This is a genomic window from Scytonema sp. PCC 10023, from assembly GCF_963920835.1.
Lineage (GTDB): Bacteria > Cyanobacteriota > Cyanobacteriia > Cyanobacteriales > Nostocaceae > Kalymmatonema.
Map to the genome: position 1 here is coordinate 45046 of NZ_CAWUDP010000027.1, position 21539 is coordinate 66584.

Sequence of the window (21539 nt, forward strand, 5' to 3'; positions counted from 1 at the left end):
TGAAAGATTTACAAAAACTTTCGGCATTCTGCTCGTGCCAGCTAAATTTATAAATCTGTATTTTTTATAGCAGATTCATAACACAAAATCAGATGGATCATGCATATTTTCTCAAATTAGGAAATAGATCTAATCAGAGGAAATATTCAATGCAGATGTTATTTAATTGCTAATTTTAGCTGTACAACAGATGTCTTGTTCGCAACAATATGCTATTGCTCACCAATACGGTTCAGTTAGTGATATTAATCTTTAAAAATTCCCTAACACACTTTTCAAAGGGGCTACATTTTCCCCCTTTGCAAGGCAAAGTTAAAGGAGATTTAACTTTATCTGAGCCATATTGATTTGCTCACAAGCAAATATTGTGGTTAGTATTCAATATTCAAGATTGAAAATTCACATTTGTTGGAAATCCGAGATACTACTTCCATCTTCGGAACTGATTCACAACTAAATACCATGACTCCGCCACGTCATCGAGCAAAATATAACTATCGATGAGCAGATGGTTTAACTGCCTATTTTATGAAGTTGTGCCAACAGTTATTTCAATAAATTATATCTCTTTCACCTATTCCAATCGAGAAGTGAAATTTCCTTACTTTCATCAAGATATAATTATTGAATTTCTCGTATTATTCCCAACTCATGACAAGTACATCAGGGTGGAGTATCGCCAACTTCAGCCATAACATTGAAGTTGACCATCGGAGCGAATAAATACACACTTCCCCGACTACTATAACGGCTTTCTTGGAGCCAGTTTTTAGAGTCTGTTATTGTAAACATGATGTACAAAAATGATTTACATTTTAACGAGTTCGCCTTAATAGCTATGTAAACAGTCTATTACCCTTACTTTATAAGTAATAATCAAAATCTTTGTAAAATCTTTGTAGACTTTTGACAAAAGATTATAAACTTTTGATGAAATCATTTTTCAAACAAATTAACTAAGGATTCTCTTCAAAAAAAGAAGCGTATTAGAGTTTACTGGTGACAGGTTAAGAAAACTACACTGTTGTCAAATGGGGAGTGGGAAAAGGCGAGAAATCGAGCTTGGGGAGAGACTTTTGTAGTGCTTTGAGCACACCATGATATCTAGAGCTATTTAAGTACATTAACTGATTGACAAAAGGCACAAGAACTGAAACTGTTACGAGAGTGCAAGCGATTTCAGTCTTCTGGTACTTTTACAGAAAATTTCCTCTTCGTTATCCAATAGTAGGCATAGTTGCGAATTTATCCAGATGACACTCCTGATATTCCAGGCTTAACACTGTAACAGCAAATAACCAAAGACATCCTAAACCATTTTTCTAATGGGCTTTAACTGATGAAAAAAGTTACTGTTTCTCAAATATGTACGTATGGCTTAATAGGGTTAACGTCTTTAACTGCTGTGATAAGTACAAGTACGCAGGTTTTGACTCAGACAGCACAAAAGTCCAATACTCCACAAAAATCTCTTCCTTCTAACTTGATTTGGCCCACTCAAGGGATGCTTTCTCAAGGTTTTCGCAGATATCAACATGAAGGAATTGATATCGCAGGAGCATCTGGGACTCCTATTATTGCTGCCGCATCCGGTACAGTAGTCAAAGCAGGTTGGAACGAATGGGGATTAGGCAATGTCGTAGTTATTAAGCATACCGATGGCAGTATCACAGTTTACGGTCATAATAGTCGCTTGTTGGTGAAACAGGGTCAACAGGTGAGCCAAGGTCAAGTTATTTCTTCCATGGGGTCTACAGGTAATAGTACGGCACCTCACCTACACTTTGAAGTTCGTAAAAATCATCGTTTTGCCGTTGATCCGATGACTGCATTACCGTCTTTAATTGCAGGAAAAATCCCACAACACCAGATGACAAGCCCTGCTTCTGTGGCTTCCCTTGCAAGTCAATCAATCAGCCAAGTCTCGCCAGCAGAGAAACAGCAGCAAGTTTCACCTTCGCAACCAATTCCAGTGGCTGTCGGCGGCTCTGTAATAACTGATACTAAATGCAATGGCACTACAGTGATTGAAGGTGAAACAGCAAATGTCTTGGTCAAAGTTTGTCAGGAAAATGGTCAGCTGTTTTACATCGGACAATTAAAGCAAGACCCAAACCAGCCTGTACGTGTCCCAGCTTGGAGTGTTGGCAGTTCTCAGTATCGTGCAGAGAATGGTAGTTTCTCCTACCTCGTTAGCCCTGACAAGGTGGAAGTTTGGCGCAATGGTCAGCAAGTGCGTTCTGATACTTTTTCCACTTCAAAGCAGTTTCAACAGTAAAGTTGGCTATCTGCCCTTACGAATACTACAAATGTAATTTCCGTAAGGGCGCGGCGCTTTATGCAATGACACAGAGTACCCCCTCGGCGATGGGGGAAGCCCGGTCAAGACGCTCCGGGGCAAAGCCCCGCTGGAAGCGATCGCCGTAAGTTCAGCCCTTGTATTTTCAACAGCAATCGTGTTTATCCGGATTTTTTTTGAAAAATTATTTTTTCTTAATCATGTTCTAGGTAAAAATCCTTTACGATTAAGGGTAGTCTAAGTTACATTAGACCAAATTCAGAGAAAAACGAAGTAAAACTCTGCATTCGTCAGGGTTTTCTAGTTGAGAGCAAAGCCCATAGCTAGAAGCTAGGGGCTTGCAGGATACTGCTACCTGACCAGACTAATCGTTTAGATTAAGCGTTTAAGTTCTTACCGAGGACAATGCTTGAGCGTTCCAAGCTCTAAAACTGGCCGATTAAACAGGGTTACAGGGAATAAACCAGTGTCGTTCGGAAAGTACCGGATCTAAACAAAGTCGTTGCAAGAGCGTCTCCCCTTGGGAGAGGCAAACATTACTCTTAGGAGTTCCCGGCAACGGGGTTTTCGGATAAGCCAGAAGGGAAATAAATTTCCCTAAGGGCTTGATCCGCATAAATAGAATTTGGGGGCTTCTGCCCTTTGATATTGGTGAATTTTCCAGTATAAAGGAGCTTACTGTGGAATATCTTGCTTATTCTCTCATGGATAGTGCCTACGCAGAGGCAACTAAAGATACGGAGTTTAGCCTTCCAGAAATTAAACTGAAACTTAACTGGAACAGAAATTTCAAATCTGCTTGGTTAACTTTTGCGAGCATCGGTGCGTTGGTTGCAATTTTAGCTCAGGCTCAAACAGCCTCAGCAGCATACTACGGTCCAGGAAGCAACTATTATGTCAGGACAAACGGCAGTGATCTCACTGTTCGCACAGGTCCTAGCGCAAATTATGCTCCTGTTACAGCTTACCGTAATGGCTCACGGCTTCCACGAGTCGTAGGATACAGGAATGGATTTGCTAGGCTATCCAATGGTTATTACGTTGCTGCCAATTGGATTAGCAACAGACCAGGGACAGGGTACACTCCTGGTCCTGGTGTTGGCGGTCCTACCACTTTAGGTTTGGGTTCTGAAGGTTCGGCTGTTGCAAGACTTCAAAGAATTCTGGGAGTCGCACCTACTGGATATTACGGTTCGGGGACGCGAAGTGCAGTCCGGAACTACCAGCTAAGAAATGGTTTACGTGTGGATGGAATCGCTGGACCAGAAACGCAAGGTGCTTTGGGACTTTATTAATAGGTAAGCTTTCACTCAGAAATTGTGAAGGAACTGGTACGGAACCGAAAGCACGAGCTTAGTCAATATCCGATGTGGGTTGGGGAATGTTTGTTAACTTCCTGGACTACAAGTTGAAACAAAAAGACGGTCAACTAGTAGAAATAGGTAGGTTCTTCCCTAGCTCCAAAACGTGTTCATGTTGCAGTCATGTTCTTGATAAGTTAACGCTCGACGTACGTGAATGGTATTGCCCATCATGTAATACTCATCATGATCGTGATGGTAATGCAGCATTGAACATAAGGAATGAAGGGCTAGAAGCTGTTAGCGGCACTGTTATTTCTCTGGATAAATGGTTTTTCCCTGTCTGTTTGGGGCAAAAAATAGGCAGGGATTTTTGTTTTTGAAAAAAAAATGAAATTTTTTTTAATTTTTGATTTGGCTCTAGAGCCTGTCAAAATTTCTTAGAGAACACTAAAAAAAAGATATATTTTAGAGGATGTTTGGAAAGTGTCGTATTGTACCAAAATTTATTGATGCTCCCCCTAAATCCCCCTTAAATCAGTTATCAGTTATCAGTTATCAGTTATCAGTCAGCCAGGCGTATGGTGGGGGATAAAGAAGCGCCACCAACGCCTGAGGTGCTCTTGGTGGGGGACCCGCGACCACTCGTATTTAACTGATAACTGTTTACTGTTCACTGTTCACTGTTAAAAAGGGGGGCTAGGGGGGATCAACTAAAATATTTGATACTTCTCAAACATCCTCTTAGACAAAATTTAGGGAAAAGCAAAGAAAAACCTTACCGAAAGTCAAAGGGTGAAAGCCCCTCCATTTATGGATGGGGATGAAACCCGTTGCAAGAGCGTCCCGTCAGGGCTATGGGGATTTTAATCCCCATCTCAATATCTTTGCTATTTTCCGGAATGCGGAACTAGCCATGTGAAGTCTACACGATAAGAAATAAATTAAAGTTAACAACAAGGAGGATATTGTGGAATATCTTGCTTATTCTCTCATGGATAGCAGCTACGCAAAAGTAACTGCAGATACCGAATTCTCTCTTCCTGAGTTTAAGCTGAGATTCAATTGGCACAAATATTTTAAATCTGCTAAGTTAACTTTCGCTATCATCAGTTCCTCGTTGGCAATTATAGCTCAAACCCAAGCAGGATGGGCAGCTTACTCTGGTGCAGGTAGGTACTTTGTTAGGACAAACGGCAACTGTCTGAATGTCCGTACAGGTCCAAGCACCTACTATCGCTCTGTGAGATGTTACTCTAATGGCTCACAGTTGCCACGGGTTGTAGGATATAGAAATGGATTTGCTCGGTTGTCTACAGGTAATTACGTTGCTGCCAATTGGATTAACACGAGTTCCGATGGGGGATATACGAATGATCGCGGTATTGGCGATTGCGCTTTAGGGCACTGCGCTCCGCGCAATCGCCTGACTCCAACAAGATCTACTGCTGATAATGGCATTGGTGGTAGCGTCACTTTAAGAAGAGGTTCTCGAGGTGAGGCTGTCAGACAACTTCAGAGAGTTTTGGGTAATGTACCAGTAACTGGATACTATGGTTCGTTAACTGAAACAGCAGTCAGAAATGTCCAAGGAAGAAACGGCTTGCTTGCTGATGGAGTGGCTGGACCGCAAACTCTTAGTTATCTGGGGTTGGGGGATTTTGCTACCAGACCACCAGTAGAATATACTCCATATCCTACTGCTTATTATGACGACATAACTCTCAGACCAGCTTCTCGAGGCGAGGCTGTCAGACAACTTCAGAGAGTTTTGGGTAATGTACGGGTAACTGGATACTATGATACAGCGACAGAAAGAGCAGTGAGAAACTTCCAGGCAAGAAGAGGCTTGCGTCCAACTGGAGTTGCTGATTCAGAAACTCTCAGTTCTCTGGGGTTAGGGACTTTTGCCACCCGTCCATCTGTATATGATCCTCAGTATCCTTCTGCTAATTATGGCAATAGCGGTACCCTCACTCTCAGAAGAGGTTCTAGAGGTGAGGCTGTGGCAGAACTTCAGAGAGCTTTAGGTAACGTACGGGTGACTGGATACTATAATACGGCTACAGAAAGAGCAGTCAGAAACTTCCAAGCAAGTCTCGGGTTGCCTGCAAATGGAGTCGCTGGACCCCAAACGCTGAGTTATCTGGGATTGGAAAATATGACTACCAGATCGTATTATCGAGATTATCCTGGGTATTCTGGTATTAGTGTTGGTGGTCGTTAATTGCCAAGAAGCTCTTGAAGTGACATATTGGAATTTCAATGACAAATTCAGTACTTTGACCCAATTCGCTAAAACAGAGCAGTTGACCACCATGTTTTTCAACAACAATTTGATAACTAATTAATAATCCTAAGCCTGTTCCGACACCAGCGGGTTTGGTAGTAAAAAACGGTTCAAAGAGCCGCTCTTTTACTTCTGGCTTCATTCCAGGTCCATTATCAGCAATGCTAATGGCAACACGTCCCTCATGAATATCCACCGCCTTCATTTGGGCTTGGTCATGACGGGAGAAATTTTGCGTTTTAACGAACAATTTCGCGTATGCGATCGGCTCCTACATTCATAGAAGACAGCAATTTTGGTATGTCTATGATCAAAAAATCTAAGTCAATTGCGGTAGCCTGCGGCATGTCGCTCTTGCGCCAGCGTTCCCTTCGGGTACGCGTCTACGTTTTTCCGTTATTACTGCGTAAGTCCTAAAAAAGTCGGGAGCTTTCCGGCTCCCACTCCGTGCCAATGCTATGCAGGGCACGCAAAGAGCGATCGCACATCCTCCTATCTGGCATAGAACTAGCGAGGCTGTCACTAGGGGCAAACTAAACCGTATAGTTAAATGTCGGTGGAATCATAAGCTTGCCGTAATGGCAAGCTTATGATTCCATTTTTGGTTGACGGCAAGATTATGGTTCCAATTTTTCCAAAAAACAATAATCCTTGATTCGCGAACATAATTCGCGAACCACTTTCTCTTTTCCACATCCCATGAAAAGTCAGATCTGTCTCAGATTTACACGCCCGCGTTTATCAACTTTCTGCTTTAATTGCTGTACTTTAGACTACTTTTAGTATTTCTTCAAATGCCACAAATAAACAGCAGCCTTTATTCTAATTTTGCTAGATCTTTGTTAAGAAAGTTTACAATCCCTTAACGAAAGGAAATAGTTATTATGGTAGTTGTACATGAGAATAATGCATTACATCACGTTGTAATCATTGGTGGAGGCTTTGGTGGACTGTATACAGCAAAGACTCTTGCCAAAGCGAATGTCAATGTTACTCTCATCGATAAACGTAACTTTCATTTATTTCAGCCGCTTTTATATCAAGTTGCGACAGGTACGCTATCACCTGCTGATATCTCTTCACCATTACGAGCTGTATTCAGAAAAAGTAAGAATACAAAAGTGTTGTTGGGAGAAGTAAATGATATTGATCCAGAAAGCAAAGAAGTTATTCTGCGTGATAGAACAATACCCTACGATACATTAGTTGTTGCTACAGGTGCTAACCATTCTTATTATGGTCACGATAACTGGAGACCATTGGCTCCAGGCTTGAAAATTGTTGAAGACGCCATAGAAATACGTCGCCGGATATTTTCGGCATTTGAAGCAGCAGAAAAAGAAACTGATCCCGAACTACGCCGTGCTTGGTTGACTTTTGTGATTGTCGGAGCGGGTCCCACTGGTGTAGAGTTAGCAGGTGCGATCTCAGAATTGGCATACAAAACTCTCAACGAAGATTTCCGCAACATCGACACCACAGAAACTAAGATTTTATTATTGCAAGGTGGCGATCGCATCCTCCCTCATATGGCACCACAGTTATCAGAAGTAGCAAAACAATCTTTGCAAAAGTTGGGTGTGGATACCCAAACTAATACCAGAGTGACAAATATTGAAAATGATATCGTTACTTTCAAGCAAGGTGATCAAGTTCAAGAAATTGCCTCAAAAACTATATTATGGGCAGCAGGTGTGAAAGGTTCCTCTTTGGGGCAAGTTTTAGCAAACCGCACAGGTGTAGAGTGCGATCGCTCCGGACGTGTAATTGTAGAACCAGACTTGACGATTAAGGGTTATAAAAACATCTTTGTCATCGGAGATTTAGGCAACTTCTCTCATCAAGATGGAAAACCCTTACCTGGTGTTGCACCCGTAGCCAAACAAGAAGGAGAGTATGTAGCTAAACTCATTAAAAAACGCCTTCAAGGTCAAACACTACCACAATTTCGTTACAATGACGTAGGTAGTTTGGCGATGATTGGCAAAAATTTAGCTGTTGTAGATTTAAGCTTTATCAAACTCCAAGGTTTCCTTGCTTGGATATTTTGGTTAGTCGTTCATATCTACTTCTTAATCGAGTTCGATACTAAATTACTAGTAGTATTTCAGTGGGCATGGAATTATCTCACTCGTAGTCGTCGCTCTAGATTGATTACAGGTCGAGAAGCTTTTGAAGAAGCGAAAACTGTTACCAACGATGTTCCTTCGACCACTAGAAAAGTGCAAAAAGCTTACAAGGTAGGAGTTTGAAAAGATGGATACTTCACTAAAAATCTATACAAACTATTTTCATTTATAGGCTTTTTCTACTAATTTTAGTATGTAACAGAACTATAAACCCTATCCCCTAATTTTGGCTAGGACAAGGAGAAGCGGTAGGTTGAGATGATGGAGTAGCAACAGGTGCATGAGCAACAAAATAGATTTGACCATCGGGGCTTGTACTATACCTTACGCTTCAACAATTAAAGGGATTATTTTGTTTTTCTTGTTGTTCCTTCCAACTTTATTGCTGTGTTTCTGCTCATGCTCCTCCTTGTTTTTTTGTTCAGTAGCTCATGTCTTAATTAAATTAGTGGACAAACTGCCAAAAGTTTTACCTGAAGCCGTATGAGTTTTATAAGCAAAGCCCAAAGTAATTTTGCACAATTTGCAAAATTCGCTTTGCTGCATGACCATCCCCAAAGGGATTAATTGCGTTTGCCATCGTTTCATAAGCAGTTAAGTCAGATAGCAATTTCTCAGTAGTCGTGAATATTTTCTCTGGTTGAGTTCCCACAAGTTGAGCTGTACCCGCATTTACTGCTTCGGGTCTTTCTGTGGTTTCTCTCAAGACCAAAACTGGTTTTCCCAGGCTGGGTGCTTCTTCCTGCAAGCCACCGGAGTCAGTCAGCAAAAGGTGCGATCGCATAATTGCTCCCACCAGTTGAGCATAATCTAATGGTTCGGTTAAAAAAATTCGAGGATGATTCCCCAATAGTGCTTGCAACGGTTCTCGCACTGTGGGATTACGGTGCAATGGTAAAAGCAACGCTGTATCAGGAAATTTATCCAACACGCGCAAAAAGGCTTGGGCAATATCATGCAGCGGTTCTCCCCAATTTTCACGACGGTGAACTGTTGCCAGCAAGACACGATATTTCCCCCATTCCAACCCAGGTATATCACAAACAGGAACGCTTGCAGCCACAGTTAACAAGGCATCAATCACTGTGTTACCTGTCAGGTGAATTTCACCCAAAACGCCAGAACGTTGTAGATTTTCCACCGCTAAAGCAGTTGGCGCAAAGTGCAATTGAGTGAGTTGAGAAATCAGCCGTCTGTTGGCTTCTTCTGGATAAGGATTAAATAGGTCATCTGTTCTTAATCCAGCTTCTACATGTCCTACAGGAATTTTTTGGTAAAATGCAGCCAAAGTCGCGGCAAAAGCCGTTGTTGTATCTCCCTGCACGAGCACTAAATCTGGCTGACTCTGTTGGAATAATTCTTCCAAACCTCGTAAACTGCGGCAGGTAATATCACTAAGAGATTGCTTTGGCTGCATAATCTCCAAGTCATGATCAGCTTTGAGGTTGAACAGCCGCATCACTTGCTCAACCATCTCGCGATGCTGTCCTGTGAGAATCACTTGAGTGTCAAGACTTGAGGAGTTTTGGAAAACCTGAATGACCGGAGCTAGTTTGATTGCTTCCGGACGCGTACCCAATATAATGTAAATTTGCTTTTTAGTCATGAGTCATTAGTCAAGGGTCAATAGTCAATAGTTAACAATTAATAATTCATAGTCAATGGTCAATAGCCTGAAACTTTTGACTATGGATTTTAGACTCTTGACTCATAAAGCATGAAAAAACCCGGCTTAACCGGGCAGATGTACTGTTTGTCGAATTAAGCAGGATGGTTACGGTTCAATTTCACAAGTTAACGGACAAGCAGCGTAAACGGTAGTCGTTTTCATATTTTCTGCTTCTCCATGCAGCCAACTCAACCATTGGACTTCCTTGGGATGGACTCCTTTAAGAGTTAGCACTCCGGCAGCCATCACAACTGCCATCACATTAAACATGATTAAACCACCTGCAACAAGCAAAACCGCACTAACAGGCATCACCGATTCCAAAACAATTGACAACAGACATCCGACCGTAGCCATCAAAACAACTAAAGGAAAACCGACAACCAGTAAGCATACTGCCAATGTAAAAGTCCATATTAAAAAACTTTTGATCATCAACAATGAGTAGGTCTTCCCTAGATTAGACGTTTGAGACAAAGCCATAACTTTTTCTCCAATTCTCCAAATACAAAACAAACGAAACAAAAACTTAAATTCAGAAATGTCTAGCTCATCATGAGCGGGATCAACGATTAGTAGTTCAGTATATAAAAACCAACTGAGAAGATGAGCATTTATTTAATAAACTTTACAGTTAATCTTTCGCAATTATGGGATTCAATCTAGTGAATATTCTGATAGAAAACTTGTTTCTCGCATCTACCTTCAGGTATATAAGCTAAAAGCAATCACTCTTAAGGTTTATTTCAACAAGTTTACTTCTCGTATGCTTAACATTTCTTTGCAAACTCTAGGGCGTTTCTCATAATTCACCAATGCTCTTGAACAGACGTGAGTTCGACAAACCTCTTTCTTCCCCGCCCCTAATCCCCACTATGTCCTAAGCCCTGCGGGCAGGCTGCGCACATGAAGGAGCCTGCCCGCAGGGCTTACGGACAGGCTGCGCCAACACGTATGCCTGCGGCACCCTCTGCGCTCAGTGTGCGCTTTGCGCTTACGTGGGGATCCTAGGGGGAACGCATTTTATTTCCTAACAAAAATTAATGAGCATCTCAAAATTATGTAGAAGAATTGCAAAACTGGATAACTTATAAATAAAATAAATAATTGATTTTTTAAATGTCAATATTAACTTATCTAAAATAGAGTAACTCTTTATTAAGACTACAAAAACTTACTGATTCGGTACAGAGAAATAACTTACCAAAATCGGGGGAGCGCGAGGGGGAAATTGAATGTCCCTCGCATGAGAGGTATGGGGATGAAAATTTCCCCCGGACTACGTCCCGCTTCGCTAACGCACGTTTCATAGCGGCAAGGAAGTCATGCATCGTCGCAGATACTTCCAAAAACGTCGCAAGCAACTTCAAGAAGCCAGAAAGTTTAGAGCGCTTAAAAAATGGAACAAGAAAGAACAGCGATGGATGGAAGCGGTTAATCATACCATCTCCCGTCGTATCGTTCGTTTCGCTCAGTTCCACGAAGCTGATGTAGCTATTGAGGACTTAGAAGGATGCCGAGACACCATGAAACAGAGCAAGAAGAATCGCTCTGACGCTGGTCAATCTCGACATTCTTGGTCGTTCTACTTGCGCTTAGCAGAAGCTTGATTACAAGCTGGCTCTCGTGGGGCTGAAACGCGATCGCATTCCCCAACCTCAAATTCATCAAGTTGGTTGCGATCACATCAGTTACTTCAGCGATCAAGAAGGATTAACCGCACTTGCTACTGTGTTGATGGGAATCTAAGAGAAAGCCAATGATATCGTAGCTGTTTCTTCTAATAAAGAATGTAGGGTGTGTGACGCAACGAAAATATATTATCTCAAATCAATAATCTATGTAGCGCCACGCACCAACGAGAAATAGTATATAAAATTACTTGAAATCAGAGGTATCTTGTGAGTGTTGCAAAAAGAGGTACTTAACTCACAGAACAACAACTGGTTCAACCAGTTATAAACTGAGTTTGTGCAACAAAGCATTAGGCAAAAACACAGAGATACCTGTTCGCGTTGGGGCATTGGGATCACTGTGTCGCTAGTCATCACAACATTTGTTGCATCCGCAGCGACATTTGTAGGGACAGTATGGTCTAACTTGACAAACAAACCAAATGTCATATTTGCTTCTCCTGGGCAAGAGATTCAAGGAACTACAGACTATACATTCTCGTATAATCCTTCCACTCAAAGAGCCTTTGGTTCAGGCGTAAATCACCAAATTGTGTTCGGTATCCCCAAAAATACACAAGATTGCATAGATGTTCGTCAACTTCCAGATGGGGAAAAATCCGAAAAGGGAAAGCGTTTCAATATAAGTAAGTCGGTGAGAAAAATTCAATGTATATGAAGAAATATAAATTGTCCGTAGGGTGTGTTATGCCGTAGGAATTGCGCACCTTGAATTCTTGACGGTGCGTTGCGCTGCGCGACAACACACCGTACATTTAAATTTCTTAACATAGCTTGAAATATTAGCGCCGACTTACTTAACTGCACCAAAAGAGCCAGGAGTCTATTACATTGAATTCGCCATAGACTTAGAGTACTCTTGTGACGTACCTAGAGGTAGGTGGGTACGTGGAGAATATGGAAACGTTCCTGGGCAATCAAAATTAGGAATTGTTGTAGTCGGGAATGTATTTAACTTCTCTATCTATAGAGAGATTTTGGATGCCTACTCTAAAAATGTACCTACTTCATACGTTCTAACTGGTGATGAACATAAGCGTTCGGGTGGCTATGTTGCTTTAAAAGACTTTAAGTTTGACAAAAAATAGCGGCAATGCCTCCAAGAAATTTTCCAGCTTTGAAGATAAAAAATTGAACGTTGCACAGTAGCACTTCTAGCTTTTCACTTGAAGTGAGAGAAATCTTGAATAATTATGGAAGATGAGTTGTCAACTATAATAAATTGTCAGATAGATTTAAGAACATCAGCAGATTTAAGCCGTTATTTTCGTGAGCAAGTCTTAGCGGAAGCAATGGTTATTTATGAGCAAAATTTATGATTTGACTAGGCTAACACACATCAGAGATTCAGCAAAAGAAGCGTTATCTTTTGTAAACAATTGCACTAAAGAAGATTTATATCACAATAGGATGCTATTTAGCTAATTTTTCGGTAGCCACTGTATTAATTATCGAGCGATCGCCATCTGTGTGACAATGTAAACAAGTAGTTACAAAAAGGCGAACAAGAAACTCTATAGTCATCAGACTAAGTACAGCATTTCATTAATTCGTAACGTTTTTAAACGCAAAGGAGCGCTGAGGTAAACGCAAAGGTAAGCAGAGTTATCGTTCTAGTTTTCACTATGAACTTATGCAATTATGTACTAAGCCTAATTTTTCTTTGTTTTACTTTCCTCTTCAGGCTCCTTCGCCTCATTATTTTTAGATGTATTTTCTGAAGTATTCGGGTCTCTGTCTGTAACTCCAGGAGAACGAGAATCATCAGATGTTTGGTCTTCTGCGTCAGATTTTTTTGGTTTTTGATTTTCTGTATTCATACTGGAAGGAAAATATTATATATATTTTTCAGTACACCAAGCCACATTTTGGATGGTTTTTAACAACATTCATATCCCTCCTAAGAGTTAATTTGGCTTTGGAGATGGGGAAGCCGAATATGATATTAGCCATGATGGTAATAGTAATGGCAACAAAAGTTGCTTGAGGATTGTACGGATACTTATAAGCTCAAAGTCTTTTAAAGTTTTATTCTCCAACTGCCCCCAAGGATTTTAAGATAGTTTTCTGAGCAGTTGTTAAACCAGTAGTATTGTTAATATTCATACCTTCATATGGTCTACTGCATCTTAAGGTTTGCCAGCATTCACCTGTTTGTAGATGCCAAAGTTTGATGGTTTGGTCTTCGCTACCGCTGGCTAATATGCAATTATCGGGGCTAATTGCAACCGTCCATACTGCTTTATCATGTCCTGACAATGTTCTAGTATGTTTACCTGTACTGGCATCCCATAGTTTTACTGTTTGGTCGTCGCTACAACTAGCTAAAATCTGACCATCTGAACTAAATGCTACCATGCGGATACGGTGGGTATGTGCTTGTAATGTGTGGAGACACTCCCCGGTATTCACATCCCATAGTTTGATGGTTTTGTCGCAACTAGCACTGGCAATTATGTTTGCATTGGGACTGAAAACTACGCAATCAACCCTATCTTGATGTCCTACTAGTGTCTGCAAGCAAGTTCGATTATTGACATCCCATATTTTGATGGTTGTGTCATCACTAGCGCTTGCTAATATGTTACTGAAAGGATTAAAGGCAACTGATTTGACTCTATTTTGATGTCCGACTAAAGTGTACAAACATTCACCAGTCCGCCAATCCCAAAGTTTTACAGTACTGTCACGACTACCACTAGCTAAAATTTTCCCCTGGGGACTAAAAGCAACCGAATGTACCCAAGCCTCGTGTCCCCGGAGTGTTTTCAAGCATTGGCTTTGATGATTCCACAGTTTTATGGTGTTGTCATCACTACCGCTAGCTAGTAGACAATCTTTAATATGTTGAGGAGCAAAGGTGACTGAAGATATTAAGTTATTGTGTCCTTGTAATATAGAGTGGCATTTTCCCGTTTTTATATCCCATAGTCTAATTTTCTGGTCTTGGGAACTGCTGGCTAATGTTTGACCATCTGGACTAAAAGCGAGAGATAATATCCAGTTACAATACCCTTTTAATGTTTTTAAGCAGCGTTGCGATCGCACATCCCAAAGTTTGATAGTTTGGTCTTCGCTGATACTCAGTAAAGTTTGATTGTCTGGATGCAAATCAACTAACCAAACCCGCTGGTTATCTTCCTGTAAGGTTTGCAGACATTCTCCTGTCTCTATATCCCAAATTTTGATTGTGTTATCTTCGCTGCCAGTAACTATGGTTTTATCGTCCTGACTAAAAGTTACAGTCCAGACAAAGCTGTTGTAATCTGGTAGAGTTTTGATGCATTTACCACTGGATATATCCCAGAATTTTACCGTATGACCATCGCTTCCGGTAACTAATGTTTGTCCGTCGTGACTTAAAGCAACAGCAAGTTCCCAATTAATCGGAATATTGAAGATTTGTAAACATTCCCCAGTTGGGATATCCCACAATCTAACGGTTTTATCGACACTTGCAGTAATTAATATTTGCTTGTGGGGATGGAAAGTGACAAAGGTGAGATTATTTGTATGTCCTCGGAAAACCTGCAAACATTGTCCGGTTGAGATATTCCATAATCTGATAGTTTTATCGTTGCTACCACTAGCTAAAGTGTTACCGTCGTGGCTAAAAGCAACGGATTGTACATCTGATGTATGACCTGTTAGTATTTGCAAGCATTGTCCGCTTTCGACGTTCCATAACCTGATAGTGCGATCGCGACTACCGCTCGCTAGGATTTTACCATCCTGGCTGAATGCAAGCGATCGCACCCAAGCTGTATGACCGTCAATTTTAACTAATTGTCTGATGTTGTCAAGTTCCCATAGATATATTTCATTCTCAATCGCTGTTGCTAATAATTTACCTGTGGGGCTGAATTTGGCTGCTAAGATACTACCTAAAGTTTGGGTAAATACTGATTTACTTAAATCGGAATTAGCAAAGTTTGTTTGTTGTAAGTTGATTCCTTGCAGGTAAGCTTGCCAAATATTTAGATTAGAAAAGTCATAGTTATTTAGTTCTATATCAAGTTGTCGCAAGAGATTAATTATATTACCTGCAGCATATCCCGGTTTTGGGGTTGTAGAGGATTTGAGTTGCGATAAAATTTGATTTAAATGCTTTTGAATAGTTTCCTTTTGTACCCAAAAATTTAATAATTTATCAGCAATGGGTTTGAGAATAAATTGGAATTGAGCATTTCTGAGGTAATCTTGCATTTGGGCTTGAATTAAAGCATATTTATTCAGGTTTTGAATTTCTCCCGTATAAATCTCTTCGGTAACTTGTTCGATTAATTCTTCAATGACATACTCCATTACCACTGGTTGCTGACTAAACTTACCTGCTTTATTTTCAATTAAGCAGCGCGATTGTAAAGACTCTAAAGCTGTCAGTAAATCTCGCGTTTTTACAATGTCAATGATATCGCTTTGTAACTCTTTTAAAGATACCCACTCTCGATGAATCGCCAACCAATACATGACTTGCTTTTCTAAAATCGAAAGACGGTGAAACTGCTGGCTGAGTAAATCGAAAATATCGCCGAAGATAATTGTACCTGCTTGTAAAAAATCAGTAATACTACCAGCAAATAATTCTTCAATCGTCGTTGCTGCAATCTTTAGCGCCAGCGGATTACCAGCATAAGACTCAACTAAGCTGTTTATTTGAGTTGCTGACGGCGATAAACCTTTTTGTACTAAAATTAATTCCCCTTCTCGATAATTTAACCCTTTTAATGTCAGCGATCGCACTGGGAAATTATCGCCTTCCCTCGCGCCAAGTCCTCTAGGTTTTTCTCGACTGGTAACTAAAACACAACTTTGATGGCGAGTATCTGCCACACATTGCAAAAGTTGTCTGTATCCTGCATATCCTTCAAGGTAATTTTCGGCTTGTTTATCGCTGTGTAAAATCGATTCGAGATTATCCAACACAACTAAACAGCGAGAAGCACGCAGACATTCGATTAATTGATATATTTGTTTATCTAACGAATTTGCTACAACTATTTGATGTTCTTGAGATAAAAAACTGATTAAATCGTTCAATAATTCTTGTACTGGTGGCGCGTTTCGTAAGCTTCGCCAAATTAAACAATCGAATTCATTTTCCACCAGTTGTGCTAACTTGACAGATAAAGCTGTTTTTCCAATTCCACCCATGCCAATTATTGTAATTAATCGGCAATTATCCGTTACAATCCATTTTTTTAATATGTTAATTTCGTCATTACGCCCGTAAAATATCGAAACATCAATCGCCTCTCCCCAATCCTGGCGCTTTTTTTTACTTTCTACTTGAGTGTGATTAAATATAGCTTGAGATGCAAATTTTTCCTTGAGATTCACCCAACTTGGTGGTTCTTCAGCGGGATTAATAAAAATTATAGGTAGCCAACTCGCACCGGGAAAATCATCTTCTAATCCTTGTAGTCTGCGTCGTGCTTGCTGTACTGACGTATACAAGGATTTTTGTTCAAACGCAAACGCTTGTAAAAAATAATTAAAAAATTCTTCTGCAACGCAATTTGGCACTGGTTCGCGCATAACAATTGTCGTCGGCAGGTTTAATTTTTCCAAGCCATGAGCCAACCCTAAACCATTGCAAGAATTAAAAATTGCTAGTTGCAAACCGTTCTCAATCGCCGCTTTTAACGCTTCTGCTAATTGTTCAATCGTCAAACTATTATTGGTCGGATTTTCATTAATATAAATTATTCCTGTTTCCTCCTCAGTTTGACTATGCCCAGCAAAAAAGAGCATATCCCAACCTTGAGAATCCCAAAGTTTATCGTTAAATTCTTTCCGTGAAGGCTTGACAACTAACTGTATCTCTGCATCTGGTAAACTTTGTAAAAACCTCTGTTCTCTTTCTAAATCAATACCTTGAGAATTGCCTAAAATTGCCAAAATTCTCACGTGATTTCTCTTAATTTGCGACAATTGCAACCCAGGAGTGCGTTTATATTCAGTTCTCGAAAAAGAAAGTTCTGAACGCGGATAATCTTGAAAAAAACTGCAACAATGCCAAGGTAATTTTCGGATAATAATATCTTGAGTTTCGATGATTACCCGTATTTCATCTGCGGGATGAAGTGCAGCGCGAACCTGTCGGCTAATACTGATAATCCCTGGTGATTCCAGCCAATTATTAATACTTAGCTGTAACTGTTGACACAAATCATTAAAATCTACTACAGAGACATTCGTGATATTACCTTCATCAATTTCTAGTTCATCATCATCATTCGCCAAATTCCTAATCGACCCACTTGCTAGGCGAGCGCACAAACTCTGATACATCGATTGCCAATTTCGATACAACTCTACTAAATTCGGCGCTGGTGGTAAACTACCGATAAACTGCTGCGGACGAGGATTATTTAATGTCCACAACCCAGCAGTCACAACAGGAAATCCCTCGTATAAATCACCATATCCCAGATTGATGACAACTGAATGAATCATCTAAAACCTCGAGGTGACTACCAGTGAAACGGTACGGCTCTCAGTGGTAGGTAGTTTACTCTGCAAGTATGCCTAGCGGGGAGATAGAGATTTTATGATTTTATATTTATTTTAATTTTAACCTATGATCGTAGAATTTTCCATCCGCCATGCGGTGGGGATAGTGTGCGATCGCAAATGATCGCGATCGCCAAAACAGTTATGGCAATCTCTACCACCTGTCTCTCGCAAATGTGCAATTTGTTACACATATTTTTTGGCAAGCCTACGAACAGGTTTTACCCAACAAACAACATCAACCAGTGAGCAAAGATAGTGGTAAGACAAGCTATATTGAAAGGTTCAATAACACCTTGCGGTAACGAGTCGGACGGCTAGTTCGCACGCACATTGTCCTTCTCCAAAACCCTGGACAACCATATTGACACACTAGAGTTTAAGTGTTGAGAATTGTAAATTATGAATTATGAATGATAAAAAATTTCATAATTCATAATATATAATTCATGATTTTTCTCCGAACACGCCCTTGACACTCGACAAACCACCTCTACCCCAACTGTTTAAAGGCATTGCGCTGTTTACACCTGGAGGAGATTTAATTTACTGCATCGACCCCAGTAAGCAAGGTCGATGGCATTTACATTTGTGCGCTGTATTGCAGGAAATCCTGGACTTACCAGAACCGCCTCACTTTTTAGTACCATGTTACACAGCGACCATAGACCATTGGTTAGATCCGCGCACCCAACAAATCCAGACTTTTGCCGAAGCTTATCCGGCAGTTATGCGACATCAAGCAGTCCTTAACGCTATTTTTGGTACAGGGGAGCTAGCATGGCAATCTGCACCTTGGCAGGAGGGGTTGTGCGATCGCCTGGTATTAACAACATATCGTTCGACATTTCCCCAGCTTTGGGAAGACCACGACTTGGTTATGCAGCTCGATCTTAGTGAGCCAACTCCTTCGTACTATCAACCAGTCACATCCGCACAACAACCTCAATCAAAAACAAAGGGCTATGTTCTCCGCTTATTTGTTGCAGGACATAGTGCTGCCACTGAACGCATTTTAAAGAATTTACACGAACTTTTAGAAAAATATCTTGGCAACCCTTATACTCTGAAAGTCATTGACGTATTAACGAATCCAGAACAAGCAGAATTGGATCAAGTTTCTGCAACTCCCACCCTCGTTAAAGTTTGGCCTCACCCTATACGGAGAATTGCTGGGGATTTGGATAATGTAGAAAAAATTTTACAAATGTTAGCAGGTCAGGACAACTCGTAAATCAAGTGAAAAGTTAAAAGTTAAAACAAAGACCAGAAATCGTAGGGTGGGCATTGCCTATAAAACCTTATGTGATCCACATTTGACATTTTGATGAGCAATGCCCACCTTAGCTGAAAACCGCTGTAAGTGAAAAGTAAAAAGTTAAAACAAAGAAATAATTTTTTTAACTTTTTACTTGGTTCTTTTTACTTATAACGACGGCTCACTTCGTCTAACTGCTTAATCTCATCATCGCCCAATTTCCAACCCAAAGCGCCTGCATTTTGTTGTACCTGTTCGGCTGTTTTCGCCCCAGCAATAGGAATGACGTTTCCTTGATCAATTAACCACCTCAAGGCAACTTGCGCTGGAGTGCGATCGTGCTTGTCTCCTAACTGGCGTAGCAAAGAGATCACAGGCTCAAGTTTCTGCAAGCCTTCTTTACTAAAACGGGAATCTATCCTTCTGCCATCTTTAGGAGTGTTGTCGCTATTAGCAGTGTATTTGCCAGTCAGTAAACCCTGCGCCAAAGGACTATATGCCAAGATTGTTACACCTAATTCACGGGCTGTTTGGAGAATACCATTACTTTCAATGTGGCGAGTCAGCAAAGAGTAACGCACTTGATTCACAGCCAAAGGGACTCCACGCGCAGCTAGTATTTGGTGCGCTTCCCGCATTTGCTGTGCCGAGTAATTACTAACACCTACTGCTTCAATTCTGCCGCGCTTCACCTCATCTGCAAGAGCATTCATCAAGGTTTCTTGGCTCATAAAGAACGTAAAGGGCCAATGCACTTGATACAAAGCAACTCGCTCTAATTGTAGGCGTTTGAGACTATCTGTGAGGGCATCGGCGACAGACTGACCCAGAAATCGCCAGGGAACTGGGCCGTATTTGGTTGCAATCTGCACCTGTTTGTCGGTTTTCTGCAAGAATTGCCCCAAAAATTCCTCAGAAAGCCCAAATCCGTAAATTTCAGCCGTATCAAAGAAGGTGACACCAACCTCCAAAGCTGCTGTAAAAGCTGCTTGCAATTGATCTGCACCGTAGTTATTGCCATAATTCCAAAAAAGCTTATCACCCCATGCCCAAGTCCCAATGCAAAGGGGTGTAACAGCCGGACCATTTTGCCCCAGTGTGATAGTTTCTGTAATGGTTTCCACGTTTACAACATTAAATTTCTTTACACTTCTTTACTTTTCAGTGTATTGTAAAATCTTTCTCAAGATATCTCTCAGAATGTAGACAAATGATGCGCTAGCCTTTAACAGTTACCAGTTATCAGTTATCAGTTATCAGTTTCATCCGCAGGGTTTAAGTCCCCCACCAATTGGACCGAAAGCGTTGGTGGCGGGTTTAAATCCCCCACCAGCCCGAGAAAGCGTCACTGCGGCTGGTACTGTTCACTGTTTTAATTTTCAAATCCTTATGAGCAATAATGCCATATAGCAATCCTATTTGATTTGTGTGAAAGTGCCTGCGCTAAGCGCATAAATCACCCATCCTCAGATACCCGACTTCTTTAAGAAGTCGGGTATCTTGTTGTTTATGTCTCTCTATTTTTTTATCAAGCTTTTTGTGTGCCGTGACCGTCCAGCAGTCGCCAGCTTTAGTCTAAAGCCCAGTTAAACGAGCTTAGAGAGATGATTGGCATAATCTTCCCTCAATAGAGATGGAAGCATCATACCGCTAGCTGGGTACACATTGATTGGTACAAATTTTGGGTATCCAGATATTAAGTAGGGGGTACTGAAAGACGAATAGGCGGGCGAAAGGCGGTGAGCTTTTCGGAATGTTGGCAAATCACCTTGTAGTCCTTATCATCAAAAGCCCCTAAGCATAGCGTCAAAAGGCTCAAGTAATTATTGAACTAATACCAACCACGAACTCACAAAAATAGCTATGGCAACTGAAAAACAAGACATTTTAACAATTACAAAAAATTATCTTCAAGCCATAGAAGAAGGTAAAACAGCGGATGAACTTGCTGTTTATTATTCTGAATCAGTAGAGCAAGTAGAATATCCCAATCTCTTAATACCTAATGGAGCAAAGAGAAATCTAAACGATTTAAAGGAAGCCTCATTAAGAGGTAAAAAAGTGCTAATCAGCCAGATTTATGATATTCAAAAATATTATGTTGTAGGCGATACAGTAATTTTAGAAACAATATGGACGGCAAAAATTGCACTTACAATTGGAAAAACCCCATCTGGAGGACAGATTAAAGCCTATTTTGCTCAGTTCATTGAATTTGAAGATGGGAAAATAGTTCGCCAAAGAACATATGATTGTTTTGAACCGTTCTAAGACAAGAATGCATTGCGTGATTTGGGGCAAGAATTCTAGTGAAAAGTAGTTCTCCTTACCCCTGTGTCTTCAGCGCTTGTAGCAACTAATAAACTCTCTCAACACGCAGTTG

General features: G+C 40.7%; 18 protein-coding genes and 1 pseudogene. 11 read left to right on the forward strand and 8 right to left on the reverse strand.

What is annotated here, in order from left to right; genetic code table 11:
• Positions 1-663 precede the first annotated feature (663 nt).
• Positions 664-792 (reverse strand): hypothetical protein, encoded by a 129-nt coding sequence (locus tag ACM0OZ_RS17820; protein WP_414584160.1) that lies wholly within the window; start codon positions 790-792, stop codon positions 664-666.
• A gap of 547 nt (positions 793-1339) precedes the next feature.
• On the opposite strand from ACM0OZ_RS17820, the gene ACM0OZ_RS17825 reads away from it, so the two are divergent.
• The 4 genes from ACM0OZ_RS17825 to ACM0OZ_RS17840 all read left to right on the forward strand — a co-directional run bounded on the left by ACM0OZ_RS17825 (position 1340) and on the right by ACM0OZ_RS17840 (position 5827).
• On the forward strand, positions 1340-2278 hold the full coding sequence (locus ACM0OZ_RS17825) for a M23 family metallopeptidase (protein ID WP_414584161.1): 939 nt from the start codon (positions 1340-1342) through the stop codon (positions 2276-2278).
• A gap of 725 nt (positions 2279-3003) precedes the next feature.
• A complete protein-coding gene (locus ACM0OZ_RS17830) occupies positions 3004-3594 on the forward strand; it encodes a peptidoglycan-binding protein (protein WP_414584162.1) in 591 nt (196 codons plus the stop codon).
• Between the two features lie 86 nt (positions 3595-3680).
• Positions 3681-3983, forward strand: a complete 303-nt coding sequence (locus ACM0OZ_RS17835) for a zinc ribbon domain-containing protein (RefSeq protein WP_414584163.1) — start codon at positions 3681-3683, stop codon at positions 3981-3983.
• Between the two features lie 587 nt (positions 3984-4570).
• Positions 4571-5827: a peptidoglycan-binding protein gene (locus ACM0OZ_RS17840; RefSeq protein ID WP_414584164.1), complete on the forward strand. Its 1257-nt coding sequence runs from the start codon at positions 4571-4573 to the stop codon at positions 5825-5827.
• Here ACM0OZ_RS17840 and ACM0OZ_RS17845 read toward each other — a convergent pair.
• Positions 5808-6231, reverse strand: a pseudogene (locus ACM0OZ_RS17845) (sensor histidine kinase); the annotation flags it as partial. The gene ACM0OZ_RS17840 and the pseudogene ACM0OZ_RS17845 sit on opposite strands and share 20 nt — an antisense overlap.
• Positions 6232-6774: 543 nt before the next feature.
• Between ACM0OZ_RS17845 and ACM0OZ_RS17850 the strand changes: the two are divergent.
• Positions 6775-8142, forward strand: coding sequence for an NAD(P)/FAD-dependent oxidoreductase (locus tag ACM0OZ_RS17850; protein WP_414584165.1), 1368 nt, complete (start codon positions 6775-6777; stop codon positions 8140-8142).
• A 367-nt stretch (positions 8143-8509) separates the two neighbouring features.
• Here ACM0OZ_RS17850 and wecB read toward each other — a convergent pair whose 3' ends face one another.
• Together wecB and ACM0OZ_RS17860 are read right to left on the reverse strand one after the other, a co-directional pair.
• A complete protein-coding gene (gene wecB, locus ACM0OZ_RS17855; RefSeq protein ID WP_414584166.1) occupies positions 8510-9625 on the reverse strand; it encodes a non-hydrolyzing UDP-N-acetylglucosamine 2-epimerase in 1116 nt (371 codons plus the stop codon).
• 168 nt (positions 9626-9793) lie between these two features.
• On the reverse strand, positions 9794-10171 hold the full coding sequence (locus ACM0OZ_RS17860) for a hypothetical protein (protein ID WP_414584167.1): 378 nt from the start codon (positions 10169-10171) through the stop codon (positions 9794-9796).
• 842 nt (positions 10172-11013) lie between these two features.
• Between ACM0OZ_RS17860 and ACM0OZ_RS17865 the strand changes: the two genes are divergently transcribed.
• The 4 genes from ACM0OZ_RS17865 to ACM0OZ_RS17880 all read left to right on the forward strand — a co-directional run bounded on the left by ACM0OZ_RS17865 (position 11014) and on the right by ACM0OZ_RS17880 (position 12701).
• On the forward strand, positions 11014-11298 hold the full coding sequence (locus tag ACM0OZ_RS17865; protein WP_414584168.1) for a hypothetical protein: 285 nt from the start codon (positions 11014-11016) through the stop codon (positions 11296-11298).
• 16 nt (positions 11299-11314) lie between these two features.
• Entirely contained in the window at positions 11315-11437 is a 123-nt protein-coding gene (locus ACM0OZ_RS17870; RefSeq protein ID WP_414584169.1) for a hypothetical protein, read from the forward strand.
• 222 nt (positions 11438-11659) lie between these two features.
• Positions 11660-12040, forward strand: a complete 381-nt coding sequence (locus tag ACM0OZ_RS17875; protein WP_414584170.1) for a hypothetical protein — start codon at positions 11660-11662, stop codon at positions 12038-12040.
• A gap of 535 nt (positions 12041-12575) precedes the next feature.
• Complete coding sequence (locus ACM0OZ_RS17880; protein WP_414584171.1) at positions 12576-12701, forward strand: hypothetical protein; 126 nt, start codon at positions 12576-12578, stop codon at positions 12699-12701.
• Positions 12702-13034: 333 nt separating this feature from the next.
• Here ACM0OZ_RS17880 and ACM0OZ_RS17885 read toward each other — a convergent pair whose 3' ends face one another.
• The 3 genes from ACM0OZ_RS17885 to ACM0OZ_RS17895 all read right to left on the reverse strand — a co-directional run bounded on the left by ACM0OZ_RS17885 (position 13035) and on the right by ACM0OZ_RS17895 (position 18092).
• Positions 13035-13202 (reverse strand): hypothetical protein, encoded by a 168-nt coding sequence (locus ACM0OZ_RS17885; protein WP_414584172.1) that lies wholly within the window; start codon positions 13200-13202, stop codon positions 13035-13037.
• A gap of 208 nt (positions 13203-13410) precedes the next feature.
• Complete coding sequence (locus ACM0OZ_RS17890; protein WP_414584173.1) at positions 13411-17841, reverse strand: NB-ARC domain-containing protein; 4431 nt, start codon at positions 17839-17841, stop codon at positions 13411-13413.
• 122 nt (positions 17842-17963) lie between these two features.
• Complete coding sequence (locus ACM0OZ_RS17895) at positions 17964-18092, reverse strand: hypothetical protein (RefSeq protein WP_414584174.1); 129 nt, start codon at positions 18090-18092, stop codon at positions 17964-17966.
• A gap of 278 nt (positions 18093-18370) precedes the next feature.
• Here ACM0OZ_RS17895 and ACM0OZ_RS17900 point away from each other — a divergent pair, with 278 nt between their 5' ends.
• Positions 18371-19132, forward strand: a complete 762-nt coding sequence (locus ACM0OZ_RS17900; protein WP_414584175.1) for a circadian clock KaiB family protein — start codon at positions 18371-18373, stop codon at positions 19130-19132.
• Positions 19133-19320: 188 nt separating this feature from the next.
• Here ACM0OZ_RS17900 and ACM0OZ_RS17905 read toward each other — a convergent pair whose 3' ends face one another.
• Positions 19321-20280, reverse strand: a complete 960-nt coding sequence (locus ACM0OZ_RS17905; protein ID WP_414584176.1) for an aldo/keto reductase — start codon at positions 20278-20280, stop codon at positions 19321-19323.
• A gap of 739 nt (positions 20281-21019) precedes the next feature.
• On the opposite strand from ACM0OZ_RS17905, the gene ACM0OZ_RS17910 reads away from it, so the two are divergent.
• Positions 21020-21427: a nuclear transport factor 2 family protein gene (locus ACM0OZ_RS17910; protein WP_414584177.1), complete on the forward strand. Its 408-nt coding sequence runs from the start codon at positions 21020-21022 to the stop codon at positions 21425-21427.
• Positions 21428-21539 lie beyond the last annotated feature (112 nt).